Source organism: Bacillus methanolicus (assembly GCF_028888695.1).
Taxonomy (GTDB): Bacteria; Bacillota; Bacilli; order Bacillales; family Cytobacillaceae; genus Bacillus_Z; species Bacillus_Z methanolicus_B.
In genome coordinates, this window is record NZ_PNFF01000001.1 from 398,135 (window position 1) to 422,909 (window position 24,775).

Sequence of the window (24,775 nt, forward strand, 5' to 3'; positions counted from 1 at the left end):
CGATTTATTTTAACATATGTTTTTGATTATGATTCTGTTCGTTTTCCCGTGGCAAAAGCTGACGGATATGCTTTACTCTCGCCTCCATTGAAATATGCTTACTGTTTCCCACATGGAGGAGAGAAGATGAAGAAATACCGATAATGTCGATTTTGCCGACTTTGATAATGGGATGATGGTTACATGTTTGATAGATAAATGGTTCATTAACTGGAGTAATAGGAATGGGCCGGGAGAAAACGGTGTATTCAGAAAAGTTTCCTTCATTGCTATAATAAATTTCAGTTTCCCTATGAACAGCTAAAGCTCGGGAAAACCCGTTTATCATATTTGAATCTCCGATTTGCAAAAAAGAGGAAAAGGAAATCGTATTGATGTTAATTCGATCCACACATGAAGTACGTTGAAACATGTTAGGATACATCCGGTGTTAGCGGTACAAATGGACCTATAATTAATGATTCAGGAGGTGTATCAAATGCAGCTGCCAATTGGATCGTCTGAGTATCTCCGACCATTAATAAGGAGGAACTGGAGACACCGATCACTCTTATACTGCCCACGCAAATCTCCCGATTGTGAACTTGGAAATTCATTCTTTTTTCATTCCTTTCAAATTGTCTGGCAAATTTCTTAAAAAGACAAACACTCCATTCTCAATTTCTTTTTTCATCTGCGTGATTATTTTTTCCTTCCAATCTTCTTTCGATCTTTCTTCTGGTGAAATTTGTCTTAAATAAAATTCGATTCGGTTTGGAATCTGTTTCTTAATATCTTCTTTAATAAAATCAATGTATGACCCATCAATATTTACATTTAATTTCTCCTGAGTTTGCTTGATTAAAGGTTCTATTTCTGTTTCCAAGTAATGATACAAGTTATTTTCGAGTTCCATCACTGTGTGCATATGATCTTGCGGAGAAAATGAAGTGTTCACTTGTTGATTATCGACAGAAAAGTCTTCGATTCTCTGAAGGTCAGAAGGATTTAATCCAATATTTAAGGTTCCTTCAAGAGACTCTACTTTTAACTGGTCAAATTTATATTCAATTTTATCCACTCTGATTCCCGGTCTCTCTTTAAGTTCCGTTAATTCATGATGAATTGCTTCAATTGTTTTTTCCAGCTGGCGGATTTTCCTGTCTTGCGCTTGAATATACAGGTGCATTTTTTGAATGTATTGATAAAACTCTTGATTCAAATAAATCACCTCGACTCCGTTGAAGACAAATAGAAATACTTATACTTAAATTGGCGATACTAAAGGAACTGCAGGTGCTCCCAGGATTGGTGCCGCACCGGGCGGAATTGGTTCCGGAGCTGGACCGTTAAAGCCCCCGGTATTGTATAAATGAGAAACCGGCTTAATAATTCCTGCACTACCGATCTGCAAAACAGAAGAATTGCTGATCCCCTCAATTTTTATCAAATTGATATGGATCGATTGCTGTATATAAAAATTCATATCAATCACCCGTTATTTTAAGCGTTAAAAAAATTTCCTTGATCAACAAGGTCGGTATCATATGTGTTTGTGGAACTTTGTTGATTGTATACGTATAAACCGTCTCCAGTATTAAAAGAACCAGCCCCTGCAAAGGTCTTTGCTGATGATATTGGCATCATTTTATAAACATCTCCAATGTTAAAAATAGAACTGCTCCCAACCGAAACTACTTGCACAACCCCGACAATCGCTGGCATGGACTCCACCCTTTTCATCATTTCTCTTATATCGTATGTGACAGATAATTGAATGTGATTAAAATGCCCATGATTTCTATTACAGCAAGCTTGTTATTAATTATTGAAAAAATGATGTTTACAGTTTGAAAAACATAACGCAATGAAAACTGGAAGTCGTACGGGAAACCCAGCATTTTGAAAATTGAAACCGCTTCATTATTAATACCAAGCCTCCCAAATGATTATAAATGAATGGATAAATAAACATAATAACAGAGTAAAAAATAAATCGGGAGGAAGTAGTGAACATTCATGGAAAATAACATGCATGATGGCATTAAGGACACGATGGAGCACAAATACATACCAATGACATCATTTGCAAGCGGTCTCGGACAGGCTGTGATGCATGATCTTTACTGTTATACGAACCAGATTGTGAATGTGTGCTTTGTCGGCAGTCCTGAAAATCCAAATAATTGGGTTTTAATTGATGCAGGTATGCCTGAATCGGCAAACCGTATTCTCGAGGCTGTAAAAGAACGGTTTGGTGAAAACAGTAGACCAAAAGCGATTGTCCTTACACACGGTCATTTTGATCATGTCGGATCATTGGTCGATTTAGTCGAAAAATGGGATGTTCCAGTATACGCCCATGAGGCGGAAATTCCTTATTTGACCGGAAAATTGAGCTATCCTGAACCTGATGGATCGGTTGAAGGAGGATTGGTTGCAAAAATGTCGCCGTTGTTCCCGAATGAACCGATTAATCTTGGGAACTGTGTTGAGGCAATTCCTTCAAACGGAAGTATCCCAAATATGCATGGATGGCGATGGATTCATACACCGGGCCATTCACCCGGACATATTTCCTTGTTCAGAGATGAAGACCGTTCCCTTATTGCCGGTGACGCATTTGTTACGGTGAAACAAGAGTCGCTTTATAAGGTAGTGACACAAAAGCAGGAAATCAGCGGTCCGCCGAGATACTTAACAACCGATTGGAACGCAGCGAAGGAATCCGTCAAAAAACTTGAAGCCTTAAAACCGGCAGTTGCAATTACAGGGCACGGAATGCCTATGTCCGGTGACGAACTATCAGAAGGTCTGGAAAAAATGGTGAGAGACTTTGACCGCATAGCTATTCCTGATTATGGACGCTATGTTAATCGCAAGCATTGATTTTCGATTAACTTGAAAAACTAGAGTAAGGCGCTTAAAACGAATGCAAAACCCAATTTATTCTTGATTGGAGTGTAAATAATGAAAGCTGTAACATATCAAGGACCAAATAATGTAGCGGTAAAGGAAGTAGAAGATGCAAAATTAGAAAAGAAAGATGATATCATCGTGAGGATCACATCGACTGCCATATGTGGGTCAGACCTTCACCTCTATCAAGGAAACAGTCCGTTGCCTGAAGGCTATATTATTGGCCACGAACCAATGGGGATTGTGGAAGAAGTCGGCCCTGAAGTGACAAAAGTGAAAAAGGGGGACCGTGTTGTTGTCCCTTTTAATGTTGCCTGCGGCCATTGCTTTTATTGCGAACATGATATGACAAGCCAATGTGATAATGCAAATGATCATTATGATTCAGGAGGGTATTTTGGTTTTGGAGAAAAGTACGGAAACCATCCGGGCGGCCAGGCTGAATACTTAAAAGTGCCTTTTGGAAATTACACCCCTTTTGTCATCCCGGAATCGTGTGAGCTGGAAGATGAATCCCTTCTCTTTTTATCCGACGTTTTGCCTACTGCTTGGTGGAGTGTAGAAAATGCCGATGTAAAAAAAGGCGATACCGTTATCGTTCTTGGCTGTGGACCAATTGGATTGATGACGCAAAAGTTTGCCTGGATGAAAGGCGCAAAAAGGGTAATAGCTGTCGATTACTTGGATTACCGGTTAGACCATGCAAAACGAATGAACGATGTTGAGGTGTTTAATTTTACAAAAAATGATGACATGGGCGAGTACTTGAAGGAAATTACTCAAGGAGGCGCAGACAAGATAATTGATGCAGTCGGTATGGACGGGAAAAAAACACCTCTTGAGTTCGTAGGGCAAAAATTAAAGTTGCAAGGCGGAACCCTTAGTCCTTTAAAGATTGCTGCAAAAGCAGTAAGGAAAAACGGAACAATTCAAATTACCGGAGTATATGGCGGCAACTACAATAACTTTGAATTAGGCGCTTTATGGATAAGAAATATTACCATTAAAATGGGACAGGCACCGGTCATCCCAATTATGCCGAAGCTATTTGAAAAAATTATGAATAAAGAGTTTGATCCAAAAGAAATTATTACACACAAAATCCCTCTTGATGATGCAAGCCATGGCTATAACATCTTCAATGACCATCAAGATAATTGCATCAAGGTTGTATTAAAGCCTTAATGGATAATTGAACTATCATCTTATTCAACTTAGGGTAAGGCACTTGGCTTATTTCCGAAGATTTAACTTATTATGAACTGTCAATTTTATAAAGATGTTTTGACAAAGCGCAAACACTATTAGAATTCCCGCATAGAGGATCAGTTGTACCAGAATGGGCCGATCCTAATATGCGGGAATTTTTTAAACATAAGTATAGAATAATTGACCAAATTAATAAAATTACGTAATCATAACAACAAAATCGTGTATAATATACTTTGCAGATTTTTCTGATAAGGAGACAAACAATGCCGGAAGTAAATAATGCAAATTTGAATCAAGAACGGATCCTTTCACTTGATATAATGAGAGGATTTGCGATTCTCGGAATCTTTTTAGTGAATATGATTTCTTTTCATTCTCCTTTTCTTTATATTGACCCAATGAAATGGTGGAATGATACTCTCAGCAAAGCGGCCTATTCGTTTATTGATATTTTTGCACAGGCAAGTTTTTACCCGCTGTTTTCGATGCTTTTTGGATATGGACTTGTCATCTTGATGGAACGGTCACAGCGAAAGCAAGTAAATTTTTATATGATTGCAATAAGAAGGCTGTTTTTGCTGTTACTGATAGGAATGATCCACGCTTTTTTTATTTGGCATGGGGATATTTTGATTAATTATGGTGTTCTTGGTTTTATTTTGTTATTGTTATTAAAATTATCGGGAAAAGGGTTAATGATCACCGGATTGCTGCTTTATGTGATTCCCAATATATTCTTAACATTGCTTCTAGCGATCGGTATGCTGTTTGCACCGGAGGAAGAATGGTCTCCATACGATGAACAATCTGCAGCTGATTCCATTGAGGTTTACAGTCAAGGGAGTTTTACTGAGATAACGGAACAAAGGGCGAGGGATTGGTATGAGGTAAATAACCTTGAATTTTTCTTTTTTTCGCTTACATACATTCTTCCATTGTTTATGCTTGGAGCCGGGGCAGCTAAACTAAAATGGCTGGAAAACTTTGAACGCTATAGAAAAAGGCTGTTTTTCATCATGCTCGTATCAGGGATCACGGGGATTATTATTAAAGTTCTTCCTTACTTATTTGACAGAAATATTGCAATGGACTATATACAAGATATATTTGGAGGCCCGTTATTATCCATTGCTTATGCTTTTATCATTGTCTTTCTGGTAAATCGAAAACAGACCGCTTTGTTTCTTTCACCTTTAGCAGCAGTTGGGAAAATGTCTTTAAGCAATTATTTATTCCAATCGCTCGTTTCTACGTTTATTTTTTACAGCTACGGGCTTGGATTTTATGGGAAGATTTCTCTATTTGAAGGCACGATTCTTGCATTAGCGATTTACGTTGTTCAAGCATCTGGTAGCTTCATCTGGATGAAACATTTTTATTACGGTCCATTGGAATGGCTATGGCGAAGTTTTACTTATTTATCACTGCCGAAATGGAAACGGTTCTCGCAATAATAGATTAGTATATTATCAATAAAAAGGGGTGGACTCATGAAATTTGCAACAGCTAAAGATAAGGATGGAGTATTCGTTGGGCTTTTAAATGAAGAAAATAACAGTGTGCTTCCGCTTGGAAGGGCAGAATTAAGGCACACAGGTGAAAAGCATTTTCCGGAAACAATGATAGAGTGTATTGCTCTCGGAGAGGATTTTATTAAAAAAGTAGAAAATTTGATCGAATGGGCCAACACAAGCGGAGAAGGAAAAGAATTATATATTCCCTTAGATGAAGTTCAACTGCTTGCGCCAATTCCAAGGCCGGCTAAAAACATCTTTTGTGTAGGCAAAAATTATGCTGAGCATGCAATTGAAATGGGAAGCAAAGACGACATTCCTGAACATGTAATGGTGTTTACGAAAGCACCGACTACCGTTATTGGCCATCAAGAAAAGGTCCTTAATCATCTTGAAGTGACAAAAGAGCTTGATTATGAAGGAGAACTCGCTGTTGTCATCGGAAAGGCCGGAAAAGCAATAAAAAAAGAAGAGGCGCTTGATTATGTGTTCGGCTATACGATCATCAATGATATTACGGCAAGAGATCTTCAAAGCCGCCACCAACAGTTTTTTATCGGAAAAAGCCTTGATACAACCTGCCCGATGGGACCTTGGCTCGTCCATAAATCAGAAATTGAAAATCCGAATCAATTAAATATTCAAACAAAAGTGAATGGGGAAATAAGACAAAACTCAAATACGAAACATTTTATCTTCCCTGTAGAGGAAATTATTTCCGTTCTTTCTGCCGGAATGACGCTCGAACCGGGTGACATTATTGCAACCGGAACACCTGCAGGGGTAGGGAAAGGCTTTAAGCCGCCAAGATTTTTGAATCCGGGTGATGTCATTGAGATCACGATTGAAAAAATCGGAACATTAAGTAACCAAATTGCCGATGCATAATGAACGGGAATTCACTCTATATTTTTGGGTTTTTTCATGACAATATGATATGATGAGAACGAATGATACATAAGGAGGCTATGCCGGTGACACACGCCCATATTACTGCCTGGTTTTTAGCAATTGTCTTATTTTTTATTGCGCTGGGTCTTCATAAAAGCGGAAAAGCTAAAGGATTTAGAGTCGTGCAGATGATTTTAAGAGTATTTTATATTCTCATTATCATTACTGGCGTATGGATGTTAGCTAGTATTTCCAATATCAGCTTGCTCTATGTCCTGAAGTCTGCGGTCGGGCTATGGGTAATTGCCATGCTTGAACTGATTTTAATCAAAACAAACAAACAACAAAAAACCTCGTCTTTATGGATCCAATTTGCAGTTGCTTTCTTGCTTGCCCTGTATTTAGGATTTAAGCTGCCGTTAGGATTTCATTTTTTCTAAAAAACTTATAATTTGACATGATTCTCAAAAAGCTGCCAAATTGGTGGCTTTTTTTCTATGTTTTTCGTTTAAACAACAATATATTTTGTGGTATTTTTAACATAAAAGGTTATAAATTTCTAAAACTACCAATGGTGATCATATGGCCAAGACAATTTCCTGTATCTATGAAGATACAATTCAACTCAAGTCTTTTATTGAGGAACAAGGTTTATGCAAGTATCCTAACCTGTTAGTACAAGTTTTTTCAGGCATTTTGAATAAGGAAGCCATTATGGAATTGCAAACTTTCTTAAGTAAAAAACTTCCGGCCGCCACTGTTATAGGCTGTACAACAGATGGGGAAATATTTGAAGGAACTATTGCTGAGGGAAAAATTGTATTGTCTTTTACAATTTTTGAAAAAACAAAATTAAAATCCTTTCTCCTCCATAATGATTGGTTTGCCGGCAGTTTTGAAATGGGAAAAGAGCTTTCAGCAAGGCTATCCGCTTTTGATACGAAGACCGTCATCTTGTTCCCGACAAGTTTTGAGATCGACGTGCAGGAAATGCTTGAAGGAATTTGTGACGGAAATCCTGAACTTGTTGTTTCCGGAGGCGTTGCCGGAGATAACGGCCATTATAATGAAGCTTTTGTTTTTACAGAAAAAGAGTTAACAAGTAAAGGTGTTGCAGCAGTTGCCTTGCAAAGCGAGCATCTGAAGTTCCATACATATTCGAATCATAAATGGCAGGAAATCGGAAAATCATTTACTGTCACGAAAGCAAGCGGAACAACGATTTATTCGATTGACAATAAAAAGCCGCTTCAAATTCTCTCAAATTATTTGGGGGAAAGTTTTGTTAATGATTTGCCCCAATCGGGGGTAGAATTTCCGTTTCTACTAGACAATAAGGGAGAAAAAATTTCCGTCTTTATTGTGAAGGTGCTTAAGAACGGAGCCATTGTCGTTAACAGAAGTGTAAAAGAAGGAGAAAAGCTTACATTCGCATATATAAATGTCGAATCGATCGTTGAAAATTCGCTGCAAAATATGAAGAGTTTGTCGAAAAAGCCGGTAGAAACTATTTTTGTCTACAATTGTATGGCTAGAAAACGTTTGTTCAGGCATTTTTCAGAGGAAGAAATGAGAATGCTGAATCAAATTGCACCGATAACGGGCTTTTTCTCATACGGTGAAATATTTTACAATGGGAAAAATGATCCTCATGTTGTCGGACATTCTCTCACCTATCTGGCCTTGTCAGAAAATGCTAATCAGATTCCGGAAAAACCTTTAACTTTTAAATACGATATTCCTGTTAATATGAAAAACATCGTTAGTTTAACTCATTTGATGCAGGCTTCACAAAAAGATATCCGGATATTGAATGAGAATTTAAAGGTATCAGAGCAATACTACAGGTCGCTTTTTGATAATAATACAGATTTTGTCTATTCAACAGATTTGCAAGGGAATATTACGAGTGTAAATTCTTCTTTTATTAAGACTTTTGGTTTCAGTGAAAATGAAATTATCGGCAAGTCTGCGTTGAAATTCATTAGCCCGGATGACATTCCAAGAGTAAGAATGCATTTTTTCAGGGCATTAAGAGGAAAGGAACAATACTATAATATTGAAATCCGGAATAAATCGGGCGAAGTCTCTTTGTTTCAAATTAAGAACATTCCCATTACGATTAATGGAGAAACGACTGGGATATATGGCATTGGACGAAATATTACCCAGCAGAAAATAAATGAAGAAAAAATAACGAAGCTTGCTTATTTTGATCATGATACCGGATTGCCAAACAGGATGAGATTTACAGAAAAGTTGGAAGAACTTCTTTCAAGGGCGAAAAAGAAAAATAGGAAACTTGCTGTCCTTTTTATAGATATTGACCGCTTTAAAATAATTAATGACAGCCTTGGCCATTATGCAGGTGATATAATTCTTAAAGAGCTGGCTGAAAGAATTCAAGAGGCTCTTCCAAGCGGTTCGCTACTCGGGCGTTTTAGCGGTGACAAATTTTCTTTGGTTCTAACAAAGCAAGTGTCGATTGAAGAAGTCATGAAAACAGGGACTCAGATTTTGCAAAACATTTCAAAGCCGATATTTATGAATAGTCAAGAGTTTTTTTTAACAGCAAGTATAGGGGTCAGCTGGTATCCGGGAGACGGCCTTGACGAACATACTCTTCTAAAAAATGCTGACATTGCGATGAATCGTTCGAAAAATAACGGAGGGAATCGGATTACTTTCTTTTCGAATGAAATGAATGATGAAGCATTAATTCGCCTTGAGATGGAGAGTTATTTAAGAAAGGCTTTGAAAAAAAATGAATTTTTCCTTTGCTACCAGCCATTGATTAATTTGCATTCAGGGGAAATCTACGGGAGCGAGGCTTTAATCCGATGGGAACATCCTAAGCTTGGTCTTGTATCTCCGGGAGAATTTATTCCACTCGCTGAGGAGACCGGATTAATTGAAGAAATTGGAAGTTGGGTGCTTCGAACGGCTTGCAAGCAAAATAAGCAGTGGCACGATATGGGATTAGGAAAGATGTCGATATCTGTAAATGTATCAGCCCATCAATTTCAGCAGACTAATTTCTTATCGGAAGTTAAAAAAGCGATCGAGGAATCAGGTCTTTCACCTGAATATTTAATACTTGAACTGACAGAAAGCGCCATGCTTCAAAATATCGACTACAGCATTTCAGTGATGAAATCTCTGCAGGAATTTGGCGTAAAGGTTTCCATTGATGATTTTGGAACAGGATATTCTTCATTAAGTTATTTGCGAAACTTGCCAATTAATACGTTGAAAATTGACCGCTCTTTTGTAGATAAATTACATATTGATACATTAGACATTGCGATTGTGAGAGCAATTATTACGATGAGCCACGGACTTGCGGTGGAAGTTGTTGCGGAAGGAGTTGAGACGAAAGAGCAAATTGAGCTTTTGCGGGAATTAAATTGCCACTATGCACAGGGGTATTATATTCATAAACCTCTGTCGACAAATGAATTTGAAAATGTTTTGAGAAAAACAGCAACAACTGCATATAACTGAATTCGGGTCGGGGGGCCGGTTCCCCCACTTCATTAACTCTTTCATGCAACACGGGTCAGATCCTCACTGTGTTAATTCGGTAAAGGCCATCTTGTTTCCAAGTCTGCCTTAGGGCAGGCTTCTTTTATTATTCAATTTTATGTTGACGAATATTATGAAATTTATAACAATTAAGATATAAATATACAAATGAGAAGGAGGATGTTTTTCTGCCGGTTTATTTTCGTTTACTGTATTTATTGCTTTTATGGGGCGGAGCTTTTAGCTTCTTTCTGCATACTTCCAGCATGTCGATATTCCTGTTCTTTTGTACCGCATCACTTGCCTTATACTTTATAATTCCAATTATTAAAAAGCAATGGATTCCATACTGGATCTTATCTTATTCTTCAGCCGCTGCCCTCTTGTTAACAGAAGACATGCCTTTTTGGATTTTTGTTGCAATTACTTTCTTTTACGTTTTTGAAGCGGGTCGGGATTTAAAGCCTGCAAACTTTCGGGCACTTTTGTTTTCAATTTTTATATTCATAGGAGCAATATTTTATTTTCATTATTCATTTTATTATTGGTGTATTTACATAGCAATCTCGCTAGTTTTCTCAACGGTTCTTTTTTATTACAACAGCCTCCAATATGAGCTCTTTTATCGGCGTGACTTGTATGACCAACTTCTCGATGAATATAGAAAGCTAAAAAGACTTGCTCTTGAAAATGAACGGACCGCCAGGCTTGAAGAGCGGACGCGTATTGCAAGAGAGATGCATGATTCCGTAGGGCATAAGCTTACAGCATTAAATATGCAGATTGGGATCATGCTTGCCGAGAAAAAAACAGACTTACTTTTGCAAATGAAGGAAATGGTTGAAGGCAGCCTTAAAGAAACGAGAAGGGCAGTACGTGCCCTCGAAATGGATGAGATCGAAGGAATTTCTTCGGTGATCCACTTAATTCGGAAACTGGAGGCCGAAAGCCATTTAAGAGTACATTTTACAACTAAGCAGGGAGTTCTCGGTGTCTCTTTATCAAACCATCACAGCGTTGTATTGTACAGGGTGATTCAGGAAGCATTAACAAACGCAATGAAGCATGCATTTTCCAAAGAAGTGTATGTTACCCTAGGTGTCTCGCCCATCGGACAAATAACTTTTGAAATAAAAAATAAAATCCATTCGCATAAACCTTTCCATGAAGGATTCGGGTTGAGGAATATAAAGGAGCGGATGAATGAAATCGGCGGTAAAATTGCTATTTTTCAAACAGACAATCATTTTATTGTTCAAGGAATTATGCCGGGAGAAGGTGAGAAGCTTGATTCGAATTTTGCTGGTTGAGGATCAGAGTATTGTTCGTCAAGGACTTAAGATGATTATTGAACAAGATGATGAATTCACTGTAGTAGGAGAAGCGGAAAATGGAAGAGAAGCTATTGCCTTCCTTGAACAGCTGGCAGTCGATGTTGTTTTGATGGATATTCGTATGCCTGTCATGAATGGTCTCGAAGCAGCCCATAAAATGAAACAAAGATGGCCGGAAATAAAAATAATCATCCTGACAACCTTTAACGATGAAGAATATGCTTTACAGGCATTCAAGGACGGGGTAAGCGGGTTTTTGTTAAAAACAGCTGATGGGCCAAAATTAATACATTCGATTAGAAGCTCGATAAACGGCGGGATTTCGATTCATGAACAAGTAGCAGCAAAAGTGATGCCAAAGCTTTTGCACAAGCCGGAAGCACCCCCTGTAAATCTCCCATTAACGCCTAGGGAATTAGAAATCACAAAATTGGTCGGTCAAGGCAAAACAAATAAAGAAATTTCGGCCGAACTGTATTTGTCTATTGGAACCGTTAAAAACCATCTGACGCAAATTTTGGATAAATTGGAACTGCGCGATCGAACCCAGCTTGCCATTTTTGCAGTAAAGAATAATATCATATAAGATTTTGAGCAAAAACCATGACCCTGGTCATGGTTTTCTCGTTATTTCATGACGGAAGATAGTATATGCGTTTTTTTAAACGATATATCATTTTATTGAAAAGGAGGAGATTGAATGTTAGAGGTTGTCAATCTTTCAAAGCATTTTAAAAATAAAAAGGCAGTAAATAGTGTAAATTTGTATCTGGAACAGGGTGAAACGGTCGGTTTGCTCGGACCGAACGGAGCAGGAAAGTCTACTACCATTTCGATGATTTCTTCGCTAATCCGTCCTACGTATGGAGATATTAGACTCGGGAATAACAGCATTTTAAATACGCCTGAAAAACTTAGGAAAATATTAGGGGTTGTACCTCAAGAGGTGGCCTTGTATATGGAATTAACAGCCCGCGAAAATTTAGAATTTTTTGGCGCTATTCATCAAATACCGAAACAAGAGTTAAGAATGCGGATAGAAGAAGTTTTGGAGATTATTGGTTTAAAAGACAGAGAGAAAGAGCTTGTCAAAACATTTTCCGGAGGAATGAAAAGGAGGCTGAATATCGGGGCAGCGCTTCTTCATAATCCGGAAATTGTCATCATGGATGAACCGACCGTCGGGATTGACCCTCAATCGCGAAATTATATTCTTGAAACAGTAAAACGATTGAATAAAGAGAAAAATATGACGGTTTTATATACGAGCCACTACATGGAGGAAGTGGAATATTTATGTGATCGGATTTACATTATGGATAACGGCCGAATCATTGCATCAGGAACAAAAGAAGAAATTAAAAGTATTTTATCCCAAGAACAGTCCATTTCTATTAAAGTAGAAATGCTGAAAGGAAATTTTCTGGAGGCTCTGGAACAAATACCCGGAATTAAGGACATTTCTGCAAAAGAACCGTATGTTACGGTCATTGTCCCAAAACAGATTCATATTTTAAAAGATATTTTTAAAGCTGCTGAAGAAACCGAAACGAATATAGTTTCTGTCAATATTGAAACCCCTACATTAGAGGATGTTTTTCTCCACTTAACAGGCAGACAATTAAGGGATTAGGAGGAGATCGCATGCTGCTTCAAATAATAAAAAAAGATTTATTAATGTTTTGGCGGCGTCCCCGTGAATTGATTTTACTTCTTCTAATGCCATTTGTTTTAATCAGCATTCTCGGCAATGCTCTCGGGGCTGTTATCAATGGGGAGATTCCTGATATAAGCGTGAAGGCAGGAATTATACAAAAGGACAATCCCGAAAAAGGAATTAAGCAGATCATGGCAGACATAAACAGTCTGCCCATATCCGATGATCAAAAAAATCAGATAAAAGAAGGAATCAGCAAGTTTCATCCGATCGCTGTCTTAACGGAAGAAATTTTTAAAAGCAAAGAATTAAAAGACATCATCAAAGTGGAGCAAATCTCTGAGCAGGACGCCAAAAAAAATAAAAAACAATATAGCGGCATTATCGAAATACCGGAGAATTTTACGTATGACTTTTACCGGAAAGCTTTTTTTCACGAAAAAAAAGAACCGCAGATAAAGGTTCAATTAAATGAATCCGAAGGAATTGAAGCTGGAGTGCTTCGGGATATTCTATCGACCTTTCAGCAAGACATGTCATTGATGGTTGCGGCAAATTCGAATGGATTTAACCCGGATAGCATGGAATTGCTTAAACAAACGCATCAGAGTTTGGGCTCAATCGAAACGATTTCAGCGAAAGAACCTATTAGTGCTGTTGACTATTATGCAATAGGAATGAGTGTCATGTTTATCTTTTATGTGGCTTCAACAGTTGCCACTTATGCTTATGCACAAAAAGAAAGTCTTATTTTTAATCGGATTATACTTGCAAATGTGCCAGTCTTTATCTTTTTCACAGGAATTTTTGTTTCAGCAGTGATAGTCTCCTTTTGTCAGCTGAACATTCTTTATGGCCTTGCCGCAGTCATTTTCAAGGTGCACTGGCCAAATATCATAAATTATTTGGCAATTACTGTTGCGCTGTCGCTTATGATTGGAGGCTTTGCCGTGTTTTTATCTGCTTTAAGCTATCGCTGCAATTATGAAAAGACTTCAAGTATCTTCTCTTCATTTCTAGTGCCAATTTTTACTTTTGCAGGAGGCGGTTACTTTCCTGTCTCGCAATTGGGAAAATCGTTTGAAGAATTCAGCAGTTACACGCCGGTTGGCGCAGGAATAACTGCTTACTTAAAGGCGATGCAGGGGTATCCAATTGGAAATATATATAAAGAACTGCTGGCAATCGTGATTTTGGCAATGATTCTTATTGCATTTGCATTGATTCTCCAGCCAAAAAGAGGTGAAGCGGTATGATAGGAATTATGATTGGGAAATTCAGGCTTCTGCTGCGAAAACCGGGTGCATTGATCACCACGACTCTTATTTGCATGGCATTTGCGTTTATGATCGGGAAAGCAGGATTTGATAAAGCGGAAATTCCCGTTTACAGTTCGATGGAAGCTGATGAACTTAAATTATATCTTAATCAGCTAAACAAGGGGGATGTCTTTCGATTTAAGCCAACAACAGAAGAGGAAGTAAAAGAAAGGGTTTCCGAGGGAAAAGTTGAAGCAGGCGTTCAACTTGAAAAAAGCAAATATACAATTTATATTGCAAGAAATTCAGAAAATATTCCATTGCTTGAGCAATATGTAAAAGCTTTTTACAAACAAATATTCAAACAAAAGGCAATGGAAGGTATTTCCGGGGAATCGACTGACTCCAACAGAAAAACCGATGCCCAATGGCCCGAAATATTTAGTCTGAAAACATCCTATTTTGATAACAAAGAAAAGCCGGCTTATAACCAGGCGCTTCAATCATTATTTGGATTTACTTTATTTTTTGTCATTTATACGATAGGTTTTAATGTTGTCGATATATTAAATGAAAAACAGATGGGAATATGGGATCGGATTATTATTTCACCTACTTCAAAAGTTGCTGTCTATACGGCCAACTTACTTTATAGTTTTCTTATTGGCTACGTGCAAGTGGTATTCATTTTTTTTGTGTTCCGCTATGGAGCCGGAGTTGATTTTCAAGGTGCTTTCGGAAAAACACTTCTCATTATTATACCTTACCTCTTTTCTATTGTTGCGTTAACGATATTGCTGACAGGTTTAGTAAAAACGACGGGGCAGTTTAATGCGCTGCTGCCGTTGATTGGTGTAAGTTTTGCGATGCTCGGGGGTGCGTATTGGCCGCTTGAAATTGTAAGTTCGGAATTGCTTCTGGCAATTTCGAAAGTAATTCCGGTAACGTATGGCATGGAGCTATTAAAAGGTGCTGTCATTTCTAAGTTTTCGCTGCAAGAGCTGTTATATCCAATTGGTATATTGTTATTAATGGGCGTCGTTATGATGGGTATTGGAATAAGGCTTATTGAAAGAAGGCATGTTTAGGAAAAGGAACAAAGGAACTGACTCATAAGGGTCTGACTCCCTCCGGCAATAACAATATATTAGTGATTTTCTATATATTGTATTGGAGGGGTCTGACCCTTTGCATTTGAGTCAGCTTTGTATTATGATGATATCTTTTCAATTATCATCCGCTTTCCGGTGTTCAAAGTAAATTCAAAACGGTCATTAATTTTCTCATAATAAGAAAAATGGTGCTGGACGCTGCAAATTTGTTCCTGATTATCAAAAATAATAAAGTTGACACCGCTTTTTCGTTCATTATCCCCCAAAAAATCAAGATGGTTATAGCAATAAATACAATCATAGATTGAAAACTGCAGCGAATTGAGCGTTGTAACAAACTGGACAAACGCTTCATCATTTATTTCATTTAATAATTGATCCAACGCAAAAATTAAATGTTTTCGGATCCTAATTAAATCCTGATCCTTTAAATAATGGACCTCATCTCCGAATCCGATTTTTCCATCTTCAAACAAAATTCCTTTTTTCCATCTGTTATGCCGGAAGATTTCAATCTCCTGATGAAGAAGATCATCCAATATTGATGCTTCTTCTGTTTCGCTGTCAAAGAAAATCCATTGTCCGTTAATATTTTCTACCGTTCCTTCATTAAACGCCCTCATTTGATGCTCAAAAAGCTTTAATCGTTGATGTCGATTCATGACTGACCTCCATGAAAATTGCCTCACCATCCTTTGTAGACAGTTTTCGCGAAATTTATAACTATATATCGGAATAATTAGGACAATTAACCATAATTATAAGCATTGCATAAAATAAAAGCATGTTATTTGTTCCGCTAAGAAAGGATGAGGACGATGTGCGGGATAACCGGTTGGGTGGATTTTGAAAAAAATATTCAAAAAGAGAAATCTGTAATTGAAAAAATGGCAGAAACTCTGTCGAAGCGTGGTCCTGATGAAACGAATGTATGGATCGGGTTGCATGCAGGCTTCGGTCATAAGCGGCTTGTTGTTGTAGACCCTGCCGGTGGCAAACAACCGATGGTTAAGGAGAAAAATGGACAAAAATTTATTATTTGTTATAATGGTGAGCTTTATAATACAGAAGATATTAGAAAAGAACTTTTAATAAAAGGATATTCATTTCATGGCCATTCTGATACTGAAGTACTATTAACCGCATATATGGAATGGGAGGAAAAATGCGTTGATCATTTAAACGGCATTTTTGCCTTCGCGGTTTGGGATGAAAGAAGAGAACAGCTTTTTATCGGCAGAGACAGGTTCGGGGTCAAACCATTATTTTTTGTTGAACATCAAAAGGGACTTCTTTTTGGATCAGAGATTAAAAGTTTGCTTGCACATCCTCACATTAAACCTGAACTGGACAGAGAGGGATTGGCTGAAATTTTCGGACTGGGGCCTTCCCGATCACCGGGCCATGGTGTGTTCAAAGGAATTAAAGAGCTAAGACCCGCGCATGCGCTTATTTTTTCAAGAAACGGTTTAAAGACATATCGTTATTGGAACGTAAAGAGTGAATTTCACACAGATAGTTTAGAAGAAACAGTAGAAAAAGTTCGGTACTTTGTAACAGATGCTGTCAAAAGACAGCTCTTTTCAGATGTTCCTTTATGTACATTTTTATCGGGTGGAGTTGATTCAAGCGCGATAACTGCGATTGCCGCAAATGAATTTAAAAACGATGGGAAAGGGAGATTGCACACGTATTCCATCGAATACGAAGGAAATGACCAGTACTTTAAAGCGAATGAATTTCAGCCGAATTCAGATGAGCCGTGGATTCAAAAAATGTCAGAATCCTTTGAAACGATTCATCATCGCTGTGTGATTTCTCATGAACAGCTGGCAGACTTGCTAATTGAAGCTGTCTATGTAAGAGATCTGCCCGGAATGGCCGATATTGATTCTTCGCTTCTTTGGTTTTGCCGCGAAATCAAGAAAGATTTCGTTGTCAGCTTATCTGGAGAATGTGCAGATGAAATATTTGGGGGATACCCGTGGTTTCACCGAACAGCAGATTTAAATCGCTCAGGCTTTCCATGGATGAGGTCTACAGAGGCGAGGGAATGCCTTTTGAAAGAACATTGGAGAAACAAATTGAACATCCGGGATTACACTTTAGCAAAGTATCAGGAAACAGTATTAGAAACTCCCCGGCTGGAAGGGGAAGGAACAGAAGATGCAAAACGCAGGGAATTGTTTTATATAAATAAAATTTGGTTTATGACAACTCTTTTAGACAGAAAAGACAGGATGAGCATGGGAGCAAGCCTCGAAGTCAGGGTGCCTTTTGCAGACCATCGCCTCGTGGAATACGTATGGAATATCCCTTGGGAAATGAAAATGTACGGCAACCGGGAAAAAGGCATATTAAGAAAAGCATTAGAAGGAATTTTGCCCGAAGAAGTTCTTTACCGGAAAAAGAGCCCTTACCCGAAAACCCACCACCCGAAATATACAAAGGCAGTGAAGGAATTATTAGAGGATAGCCTTAAAGACAAAAGTTCCGCACTATATGAGTTTTTTGACCAAAAACAGTTAAGAAATATAATTGAAACGGAAGGGGTTGCCTTTAAAGTTCCTTGGTTCGGGCAGCTAATGACGGGTCCTCAGCTATTGGCTTATCTGGCTCAGGTTCATATTTGGTTTAAAGATTACAAAATTAATATTGTTGATTAATCGAAATTTTTTCGCTCCCATATGTTTTTATAAAAACAAAAAGAGGCGGCTTGGTATTGAGCCCGCCTCTATTTCAATTAAAATTTAAAAATTGCGTATTCATACGCTTTTAAGGGGATATAATGATGTTCTGCTTCAGATGCAAATACCGTTCCATCTAACAGATTTGTGACTTTTTTTCCTTTTAAATTGAATGGGATCGAAAATTTAGCTTCATTTCCGGAAGAATTTAAGACTACAAATACACTTTCCTCTCCATTTGACTTTATGAACGATACACAGCTGTTATTTTCAGCCGGTGTTAAAAATTTAATTTGTCCTTCATTACTGAGCAGTTTTTCTTCAGAACGAAGCTTAATGAGGCGCTGGACATGCTTGAACAAATCTCTATTTTGGTGTTCCTTTTCCCATTGCATGCATTTTCGGCACCCTGGATCCATTTCTCCTGTTAATCCGATTTCATCCCCGTAATAGATGCAAGGTGTTCCAATAAATGTAAGTAAGAAAGCAAAAATCAATTTAACCTTGTCTGCATTTTCCCCGCATTCTGTCAATATTCTCGGAGTATCGTGGCTTCCGATAAGATTAAATGCAGCTTCATTTACAGTAGCCGGGTATTGGAAAGGACGGCCGACATATTTTCAGTAAATTCTTTTGCTGAAATTGTTTCTTTTGCAAAAAAGTTTATTACGTTTGTCAGAAATGGATAATTCATAACCGCATCAAATTGGTCTCCTCTGAGCCAGGCAATCGCATCAAGCCAAACCTCTCCCAAAATATATAAGTCGGGCTTGATCTTCTTTACTTCCCTTCTGAAATCGCGCCAAAATTGATGGTCAATTTCGTTCGCCACATCAAGCCTCCAGCCATCAATATCAAATTCCCTGACCCAGTATCTCCCTACTTCCAGAAGATACTCTTTTACTTCGGGATTTTGCGTATTTAATTTTGGCATTGACTCGACAAACGCAAAGGTTGAATAATTTGGCCGTTCTCCGCCTTTAAGAGGAAATTCGTTTAAATGGAACCAATGGCGGTAGCGTGAATTTTCTCCGTTTTTTAATACGTCCTGAAAAGGTTCAAAAAAATATCCGCTATGATTAAATACAGCATCGAGCATAACTTTTATTCCGTTTTCATGGCATTTTTCCACAAGCTGCTTAAATACTTCCTTGCTTCCGAACTGCGGGTCCATCTCAAAGTAATCGATTGTATCGTACTTATGATTGGAGTATGCTTTAAAAATCGGCGTAAAATAGATGCCGGTGATCCCTAAATCCTTCAAGTAATCAAGGCGGTTGATGATTCCTTGAAAATCACCGCCAAAAAAGTTATCAGGCGAAGGGGCTGTTGATCCCCATTCTAATGTATTTGGCGGATTTATCGATTCATCTCCATTTGCAAATCTTTCCGGAAAAATCTGATACCAGACTGTATCCTTAACCCAACTAGGTGCACGGAATACTTCGCTGGCGTGTAAATATGGGAAACAAAAATAATAAGCGGGATCTTGAGGCGGCTCTTGAAAAAATCCTTTTTCAGTATAAGTTGTTTGCTCGTTCCCGCTATGCAAAATAAAACCGTATCTCAGCCGTTTATAAGGCGGTTTTACTTCAATCTGCCAGTAGTCATATAAAGAATCAGAGCCTATTTTATGTAATTCTTGCTTAAAATTGACCCAGCTGCCGTCATTCCATTCATATTGATCTCCGTAAATAAGTTCAGCTTTTGAAATGTTATTCTTTTTCGTTTTTAATCGTATATGAAGTGATTCTTCACGAAAAGGATAGGCAAAATTATCAGTCGGCCGATGAAATACGGAAGAATACTCAATCATGAATAACACCTCAACAAAAAATTTAAATAAAGCATTTATTCCATAAAAAGGAAGTTATTAAAATGAAATTGAAGTATAACGAATATACGACCGTTTTCGCATGAGACCAAAATGATTCAAATTTCCATACTGTTCCTCTCATTCCAAAAATACTTTGTCTCCGGTTTGACGGCAGGGGGAACTAAAGGCTAATCTAAGAGCGTAAGGACACTCAAGGAGGAGCAGGAGATGAAAAAATTTTTTCTTACTATCATCTTAATCCCGTTTCTTCTTTCTTATACTGCCCCAATAGAGGCAGCGGAAAAAGAAGAACGGAAATGGCAAGATGAAACAATTTATTTTCTAATGGTTGACCGTTTTAATGATGCGGATCCATCTAATAATTTTGAAGTTGATGTTAGCAATCCAGAAGCATATCAAGGGGGAGATTTTCAAGGGATTATTGACAAGCTTGATTATATAAAAGATATGGGCTTTACGGCTATTTGCCTGACACCGGTCTTTGATAATGATAAAAAAGGTTACCACGGTTATTGGATAAAAGATTTTTATAAGACGGAAGAGCATTTTGGTTCTTTGGATAAATTTAAAGAGTTAGTCAAGGAAGCACATAAACGCGACATGAAAGTCATCTTTGATTTCATTGCCAATCATGTCGGACTAAAATCTGAATGGGTGAATGACCCTGACAAACAAGATTGGTTCCATAACAAAAAGGAAATTAATAATTGGAATGACCAGAAAGAACTTGAGAATGGATGGCTTAACGGTCTTCCAGATCTTGCCCAGGAAAATCCCGAGGTGAAAAATTATTTAATCGATGCCGCCAAATGGTGGATCAAAGAGACCGATATTGACGGATATCGGCTTCATGCGGTAAATCATGCCCCTGTCAGTTTTTGGGCTGATTTTGCAAAAGAAATAAAAAAAGAGAAAGAAGATTTTTATCTATTAGGTGAAATTTGGTCAAATGATCCAACTTACATAGCCCAATACGAAAAGGCCGGAATTGACGGATTTCTTGATTACCCGTTAAATGAGCATTTGCGAACTGCATTTTCCAAGCCTGATCAATCATTAAAAGGGCTTTTTACCGTATGGGAAAGAAATAAAGAAGTATATGAAAATCCATATTTGCTGGGTACGTTCATGGATAACCACGATACTGTCCGTTTTACTCGGGATGCAGTTAATAACAATCTGCATCCGGGATCAAGATGGAAGCTGGCGCTAACTTATTTATATACAACACCTGGTATACCAATTGTCTATTATGGAAGTGAAATTGCCCTTGACGGCGGGGAAGATCCGGACAACCGCCGAATCATGGATTTTCGGACAGACAAAGAATTGATCGATTATATTTCAAAAATAGGAGAATTGCGAGATAAGCATCCTTCTTTAACAAGAGGGACAATGGAACTTCTTTACGAGAAAAAGGGAATGGCTGTTTACAAACGAGAGTATGAAAACGAAACCGCTGTCATTGCCATCAATAATACGTCGAAGTCACAGAAAATAACGTTGACAGAGAAAGATATTGCAGCTGGCAAAGAACTGAGAGGCTTGCTGAATGGTGACCTTGTCCGAAGCGAAAACGGAGAATACAACTTGATCATTGACCGCGATGAAGCAGAGATTTATTTTTTGGCAGAAAAAACAGGATTAAATATTCCTTTCCTTGTCATTTTGGGAGGAGTTATTGCGGCCTTCATTCTATTCCTTGTTTTAGCTTGGAAGAAAGGAAGAAAGACAAGTTCCTAGTATTACATGAATTTTTTCTGCCCGGAACTAAAAGGAGGTTTGCAGCATGTTAGAGGATACAAGCTTTGCTATTCATCCAGGACAAAAAAAGCAAATGCAAGATTCCAACTACAAGGATATCGGGAATGTATTAGAAGTTGAGAAAGCACATAATGGCGCAGCGGTAAAAACAGAATCCGGAACATTATTAATCAAATTCTACCGCGATGATATCGTCCGTTTTGTGTTTAATCCATATGGTGAAACAACTTTGCAGAGCAGCCCTGCTCTGATTACGGAAGGTGAGAAAAAAGCTGTATCCGTATATGAGAAGAACGGACAAATTCTTTTATCTTCGGCAAAATTACTCATTTATTTAGATAAATCGCCACTGCGCGTTACGGTAGCCGATCAAGATGGGCGCCTGCTTGTGAAAGAAGGTGCAAAAGGGATGGGATATAAGGATTCAAAAGAAGTGATTTGTTTTAAAGAAATGGACCCGGAAGATCATTTTTACGGATTTGGGGAAAAAACAGGATTTTTAGATAAACGCGGTGAAAAAATGACGATGTGGAACAGTGATGTTTATGCACCGCACAATCCTGAAACCGATTCCTTATATCAATCCATTCCGTATTTTATGACGTTAAGAAACGGATTTGCACACGGAATCTTTTTTGATAATACGTTTAAGACAACATTTGATTTTCGATCAGAGGAAACGAATTATACTTTCTCAGCAGAAGGCGGACAAATTGATTACTACGTCATGGCAGGTCCAACACCGAAAGATGTTTTGGAACAATACACATATTTAACGGGAAGAATGCCGATTCCGCCAAAATGGGCCATCGGGTACCACCAGTCCCGATACAGCTATGAAACAGAGCAGGAAGTTCGTGAATTAGCAAACACTTTTATCGAAAAAGGAATACCGCTCGATGTGATCTATTTGGATATTCACTACATGGACGGCTACAGGGTTTTTACATTTGATAAAGAAAGATTTCCGAATCCAAAGCAGCTTATTGAAGATTTAAAGGCACAGGGTATCCGCATTGTTCCAATTGTCGATCCGGGTGTAAAAGAAGATCCTGAATATTATATCTACCAGGAGGGAATCCGGGGAGATCATTTCTGCAAGTATATTGAAGGAACTATTTATTTCGGCGACGTTTGGCCTGGAAACAGTGCCTTCCCTGATTTTACTAGTTCAAAAGTGCGGCGATGGTGGGGAGAAAAACATAAGTTTTATAGTGATCTAGGCATTGAAGGCATTTGGAATGATATGAATGAGCCTGCAGTGTTCAACGAAACGAAGACGATGGACGTCAAAGTCATGCATGATAATGACGGTGATCCCCGCACCCATCGGGAACTCCACAATATTTACGGATTGCTGATGGGGGAAGCGACTTACAGCGGAATGAAAGAGCAGCTAAACGGCAAACGGCCATTTTTATTAACCCGTGCGGGCTATTCAGGGGTTCAGCGTTACGCAGCCGTCTGGACCGGTGATAACCGAAGCTTCTGGGAGCATTTGCAAATGTCGATTCCGATGGTCATGAATCTCGGCTTATCAGGCATTCCGTTCGCAGGGGCTGATGTTGGCGGCTTTGCCCATGATTCAAACGGCGAGCTGCTTGCCCGCTGGACTCAAGTAGGGGCGTTTATTCCTTATTTCCGCAATCATAGCGCTCTTGGTTTTTCACGCCAAGAACCATGGTCATTCGGGGAAAAATATGAAAAAGTCATAAAAAAATATATTCAATTGCGTTATCAATGGCTGCCGCATTTTTATTCGCTGTTTGTTGAAGCGCACTATACAGGAACTCCGGTTATGCGCCCGTTGATGATGGAATATCCAAAAGATGAAAATACGTACAATCTTTCTGACCAATTCATGGTTGGAGACAATGTCATTATTGCACCGATCATGCAGCCGACCGTTCAGCATCGAGCTGTTTATCTTCCTGAAGGAAATTGGGTCGATTACTGGACGGAAGAAGTATATAAAGGCGGAAAACATCATCTTGTAAATGCAGACTTAAACAAGCTGCCGATTTTTGTAAAACAAGGTTCGATCCTTGTTCACGGACCGGTAAAACGGTCGACGGAAATAAAAGACGAAAAGCTGACTCTCCATTTGTATTATGGTGAAAATACAGCATCTTCTTTTAAGTTGTATGATGATGACGGAAGTACATTTGAATATGAACAAGGAAGCTATTTACTAAAAACCTTTTTTGTAAAATGCGAAAAAGACCAAATTTCGTTGACTTTTTCTGACGAAGGCAGCTTTAAGCCTGAATGGAAAAACATCGAACTGGTTGTGCATGGAGCACATGAAAATACCGCGTTATTTATTAATGGAAAAGAGAAATCCTTGCAGAAAAAGGATGATCTTACACTTTCAGTTACGTTATAAAAATAAAAAGCGAAGCGCGAAGCTTCGCTTTTTTAGAATCTGCCACATGGTTCTGCGGTATTAAGTTAGTTGGCTCATAAATCAGCTCATAAATATTCCAAAGTGGCTCAAAAGCAAAAAAAGTATGGAAAGCAAGTTTCCAATGCTCCACTTTTTTATCGGTAGTTAATAAATTGAACCTCAATGGACAGATCGGCTTCACGTATGGCAGCAATGATTTTTTGCAGATCATCCCTGCTCTTTCCTGTTACACGGATTTGGTCATCTTGTACTTGGCTTTTCACTTTTAAGCCGCTGTTCTTAATAATGGTGTTGATTTTTTTGGCATTATTTTTATCAATACCTTGAATGAGCTTGGCTCTTTGTCTTACTGTACCACCGGAAGCATTTTCAATTTTGCCGTAATCAAGATTCTTTATAGGGACTCCTCTTTTAATCAATTTCCCGATTAAAACATCCTTTAATTGTCCGAGTTTGTACTCATCATCGGAAACAAGAACGAGTTCGTCCTTTTCCAGCTTAATATCGCTTTTGCTGCCTTTAAAATCGTAGCGAGTTTGAATTTCTTTCATTGCGATATTGATTGCATTTGTTACTTCAGACAGATCTACTTTGGATACAATATCAAATGAACTCTCTTTTGCCATTTTAACCTCCGAAAACATTTTTCATTATTGCCTCCATTATAGTAAAATATAG

21 protein-coding genes and 1 pseudogene are annotated in these 24,775 nt (G+C 38.2%); 14 read left to right on the forward strand and 8 right to left on the reverse strand.

What is annotated here, in order from left to right; genetic code table 11:
* Positions 1 to 4: 4 nt before the first annotated feature.
* The 5 genes from C0966_RS02050 to C0966_RS02070 are packed head-to-tail and all read right to left on the reverse strand — an operon-like array spanning position 5 to position 1,704.
* Positions 5 to 424 carry a spore germination protein GerPE gene (locus tag C0966_RS02050; RefSeq protein WP_342456709.1) on the reverse strand — a complete coding sequence of 140 codons (420 nt, stop codon included), beginning with the start codon at positions 422 to 424 and terminating at the stop codon, positions 5 to 7.
* Positions 414 to 596: a spore gernimation protein GerPD gene (locus C0966_RS02055; protein ID WP_274853501.1), complete on the reverse strand. Its 183-nt coding sequence runs from the start codon at positions 594 to 596 to the stop codon at positions 414 to 416. Before C0966_RS02055 ends, C0966_RS02050 begins: the two co-directional genes overlap by 11 nt.
* Positions 593 to 1,201, reverse strand: a complete 609-nt coding sequence (gene gerPC, locus C0966_RS02060; RefSeq protein WP_274853502.1) for a spore germination protein GerPC — start codon at positions 1,199 to 1,201, stop codon at positions 593 to 595. Before gerPC ends, C0966_RS02055 begins: the two co-directional genes overlap by 4 nt.
* Before the next feature lie 45 nt (positions 1,202 to 1,246).
* On the reverse strand, positions 1,247 to 1,465 hold the full coding sequence (locus tag C0966_RS02065) for a spore germination protein GerPB (RefSeq protein WP_274853503.1): 219 nt from the start codon (positions 1,463 to 1,465) through the stop codon (positions 1,247 to 1,249).
* 17 nt (positions 1,466 to 1,482) lie between these two features.
* The gene (locus tag C0966_RS02070; RefSeq protein WP_274853504.1) at positions 1,483 to 1,704 is read right to left on the reverse strand and encodes a spore germination protein; all 222 of its coding nucleotides are present in this window, start codon (positions 1,702 to 1,704) and stop codon (positions 1,483 to 1,485) included.
* Between the two features lie 294 nt (positions 1,705 to 1,998).
* Between C0966_RS02070 and C0966_RS02075 the strand changes: the two genes are divergently transcribed.
* The 11 genes from C0966_RS02075 to C0966_RS02125 all read left to right on the forward strand — a co-directional run bounded on the left by C0966_RS02075 (position 1,999) and on the right by C0966_RS02125 (position 15,378).
* Entirely contained in the window at positions 1,999 to 2,868 is an 870-nt protein-coding gene (locus C0966_RS02075; protein ID WP_274853505.1) for an MBL fold metallo-hydrolase, read from the forward strand.
* An 81-nt stretch (positions 2,869 to 2,949) separates the two neighbouring features.
* Positions 2,950 to 4,083, forward strand: coding sequence for a zinc-dependent alcohol dehydrogenase (locus tag C0966_RS02080; RefSeq protein ID WP_274853506.1), 1,134 nt, complete (start codon positions 2,950 to 2,952; stop codon positions 4,081 to 4,083).
* A gap of 290 nt (positions 4,084 to 4,373) precedes the next feature.
* The gene (locus C0966_RS02085; RefSeq protein ID WP_274853508.1) at positions 4,374 to 5,564 is read left to right on the forward strand and encodes a DUF418 domain-containing protein; all 1,191 of its coding nucleotides are present in this window, start codon (positions 4,374 to 4,376) and stop codon (positions 5,562 to 5,564) included.
* A gap of 36 nt (positions 5,565 to 5,600) precedes the next feature.
* Complete coding sequence (locus C0966_RS02090) at positions 5,601 to 6,512, forward strand: fumarylacetoacetate hydrolase family protein (protein WP_274853509.1); 912 nt, start codon at positions 5,601 to 5,603, stop codon at positions 6,510 to 6,512.
* Between the two features lie 86 nt (positions 6,513 to 6,598).
* The gene (locus C0966_RS02095; protein WP_274853510.1) at positions 6,599 to 6,955 is read left to right on the forward strand and encodes a YisL family protein; all 357 of its coding nucleotides are present in this window, start codon (positions 6,599 to 6,601) and stop codon (positions 6,953 to 6,955) included.
* Positions 6,956 to 7,097: 142 nt separating this feature from the next.
* On the forward strand, positions 7,098 to 10,019 hold the full coding sequence (locus C0966_RS02100; protein WP_274853511.1) for a bifunctional diguanylate cyclase/phosphodiesterase: 2,922 nt from the start codon (positions 7,098 to 7,100) through the stop codon (positions 10,017 to 10,019).
* Positions 10,020 to 10,438: 419 nt separating this feature from the next.
* A complete protein-coding gene (locus tag C0966_RS02105; protein ID WP_274853512.1) occupies positions 10,439 to 11,350 on the forward strand; it encodes a sensor histidine kinase in 912 nt (303 codons plus the stop codon).
* Positions 11,328 to 11,960 carry a response regulator transcription factor gene (locus tag C0966_RS02110; protein WP_274853513.1) on the forward strand — a complete coding sequence of 211 codons (633 nt, stop codon included), beginning with the start codon at positions 11,328 to 11,330 and terminating at the stop codon, positions 11,958 to 11,960. The genes C0966_RS02105 and C0966_RS02110 overlap by 23 nt, the downstream gene beginning before the upstream one ends.
* 114 nt (positions 11,961 to 12,074) lie before the next feature.
* Positions 12,075 to 13,007, forward strand: coding sequence for an ABC transporter ATP-binding protein (locus tag C0966_RS02115; protein WP_274853514.1), 933 nt, complete (start codon positions 12,075 to 12,077; stop codon positions 13,005 to 13,007).
* 11 nt (positions 13,008 to 13,018) lie between these two features.
* Positions 13,019 to 14,287, forward strand: a complete 1,269-nt coding sequence (locus C0966_RS02120) for an ABC transporter permease (RefSeq protein ID WP_274853515.1) — start codon at positions 13,019 to 13,021, stop codon at positions 14,285 to 14,287.
* Complete coding sequence (locus tag C0966_RS02125) at positions 14,284 to 15,378, forward strand: ABC transporter permease (protein ID WP_274853517.1); 1,095 nt, start codon at positions 14,284 to 14,286, stop codon at positions 15,376 to 15,378. The genes C0966_RS02120 and C0966_RS02125 overlap by 4 nt, the downstream gene beginning before the upstream one ends.
* Positions 15,379 to 15,500: 122 nt before the next feature.
* On the opposite strand, the gene C0966_RS02130 is transcribed toward C0966_RS02125, so the two are convergent.
* On the reverse strand, positions 15,501 to 16,064 hold the full coding sequence (locus C0966_RS02130) for a DUF2777 domain-containing protein (RefSeq protein ID WP_274853518.1): 564 nt from the start codon (positions 16,062 to 16,064) through the stop codon (positions 15,501 to 15,503).
* A 156-nt stretch (positions 16,065 to 16,220) separates the two neighbouring features.
* On the opposite strand from C0966_RS02130, the gene asnB reads away from it, so the two are divergent.
* Entirely contained in the window at positions 16,221 to 18,068 is a 1,848-nt protein-coding gene (gene asnB, locus C0966_RS02135; RefSeq protein ID WP_274853519.1) for an asparagine synthase (glutamine-hydrolyzing), read from the forward strand.
* Positions 18,069 to 18,145: 77 nt separating this feature from the next.
* Here asnB and C0966_RS02140 read toward each other — a convergent pair.
* Positions 18,146 to 19,905: pseudogene (locus C0966_RS02140) on the reverse strand (alpha-glycosidase).
* Positions 19,906 to 20,133: 228 nt separating this feature from the next.
* Between C0966_RS02140 and C0966_RS02145 the strand changes: the two are divergent.
* Together C0966_RS02145 and C0966_RS02150 are read left to right on the forward strand one after the other, a co-directional pair.
* Positions 20,134 to 21,669 (forward strand): alpha-amylase family glycosyl hydrolase, encoded by a 1,536-nt coding sequence (locus C0966_RS02145; RefSeq protein ID WP_274853520.1) that lies wholly within the window; start codon positions 20,134 to 20,136, stop codon positions 21,667 to 21,669.
* Positions 21,670 to 21,715: 46 nt separating this feature from the next.
* On the forward strand, positions 21,716 to 24,076 hold the full coding sequence (locus C0966_RS02150; protein WP_274853521.1) for a glycoside hydrolase family 31 protein: 2,361 nt from the start codon (positions 21,716 to 21,718) through the stop codon (positions 24,074 to 24,076).
* Positions 24,077 to 24,231: 155 nt separating this feature from the next.
* On the opposite strand, the gene C0966_RS02155 is transcribed toward C0966_RS02150, so the two are convergent.
* Entirely contained in the window at positions 24,232 to 24,723 is a 492-nt protein-coding gene (locus C0966_RS02155; protein WP_274853522.1) for a YajQ family cyclic di-GMP-binding protein, read from the reverse strand.
* Positions 24,724 to 24,775: the final 52 nt, after the last annotated feature.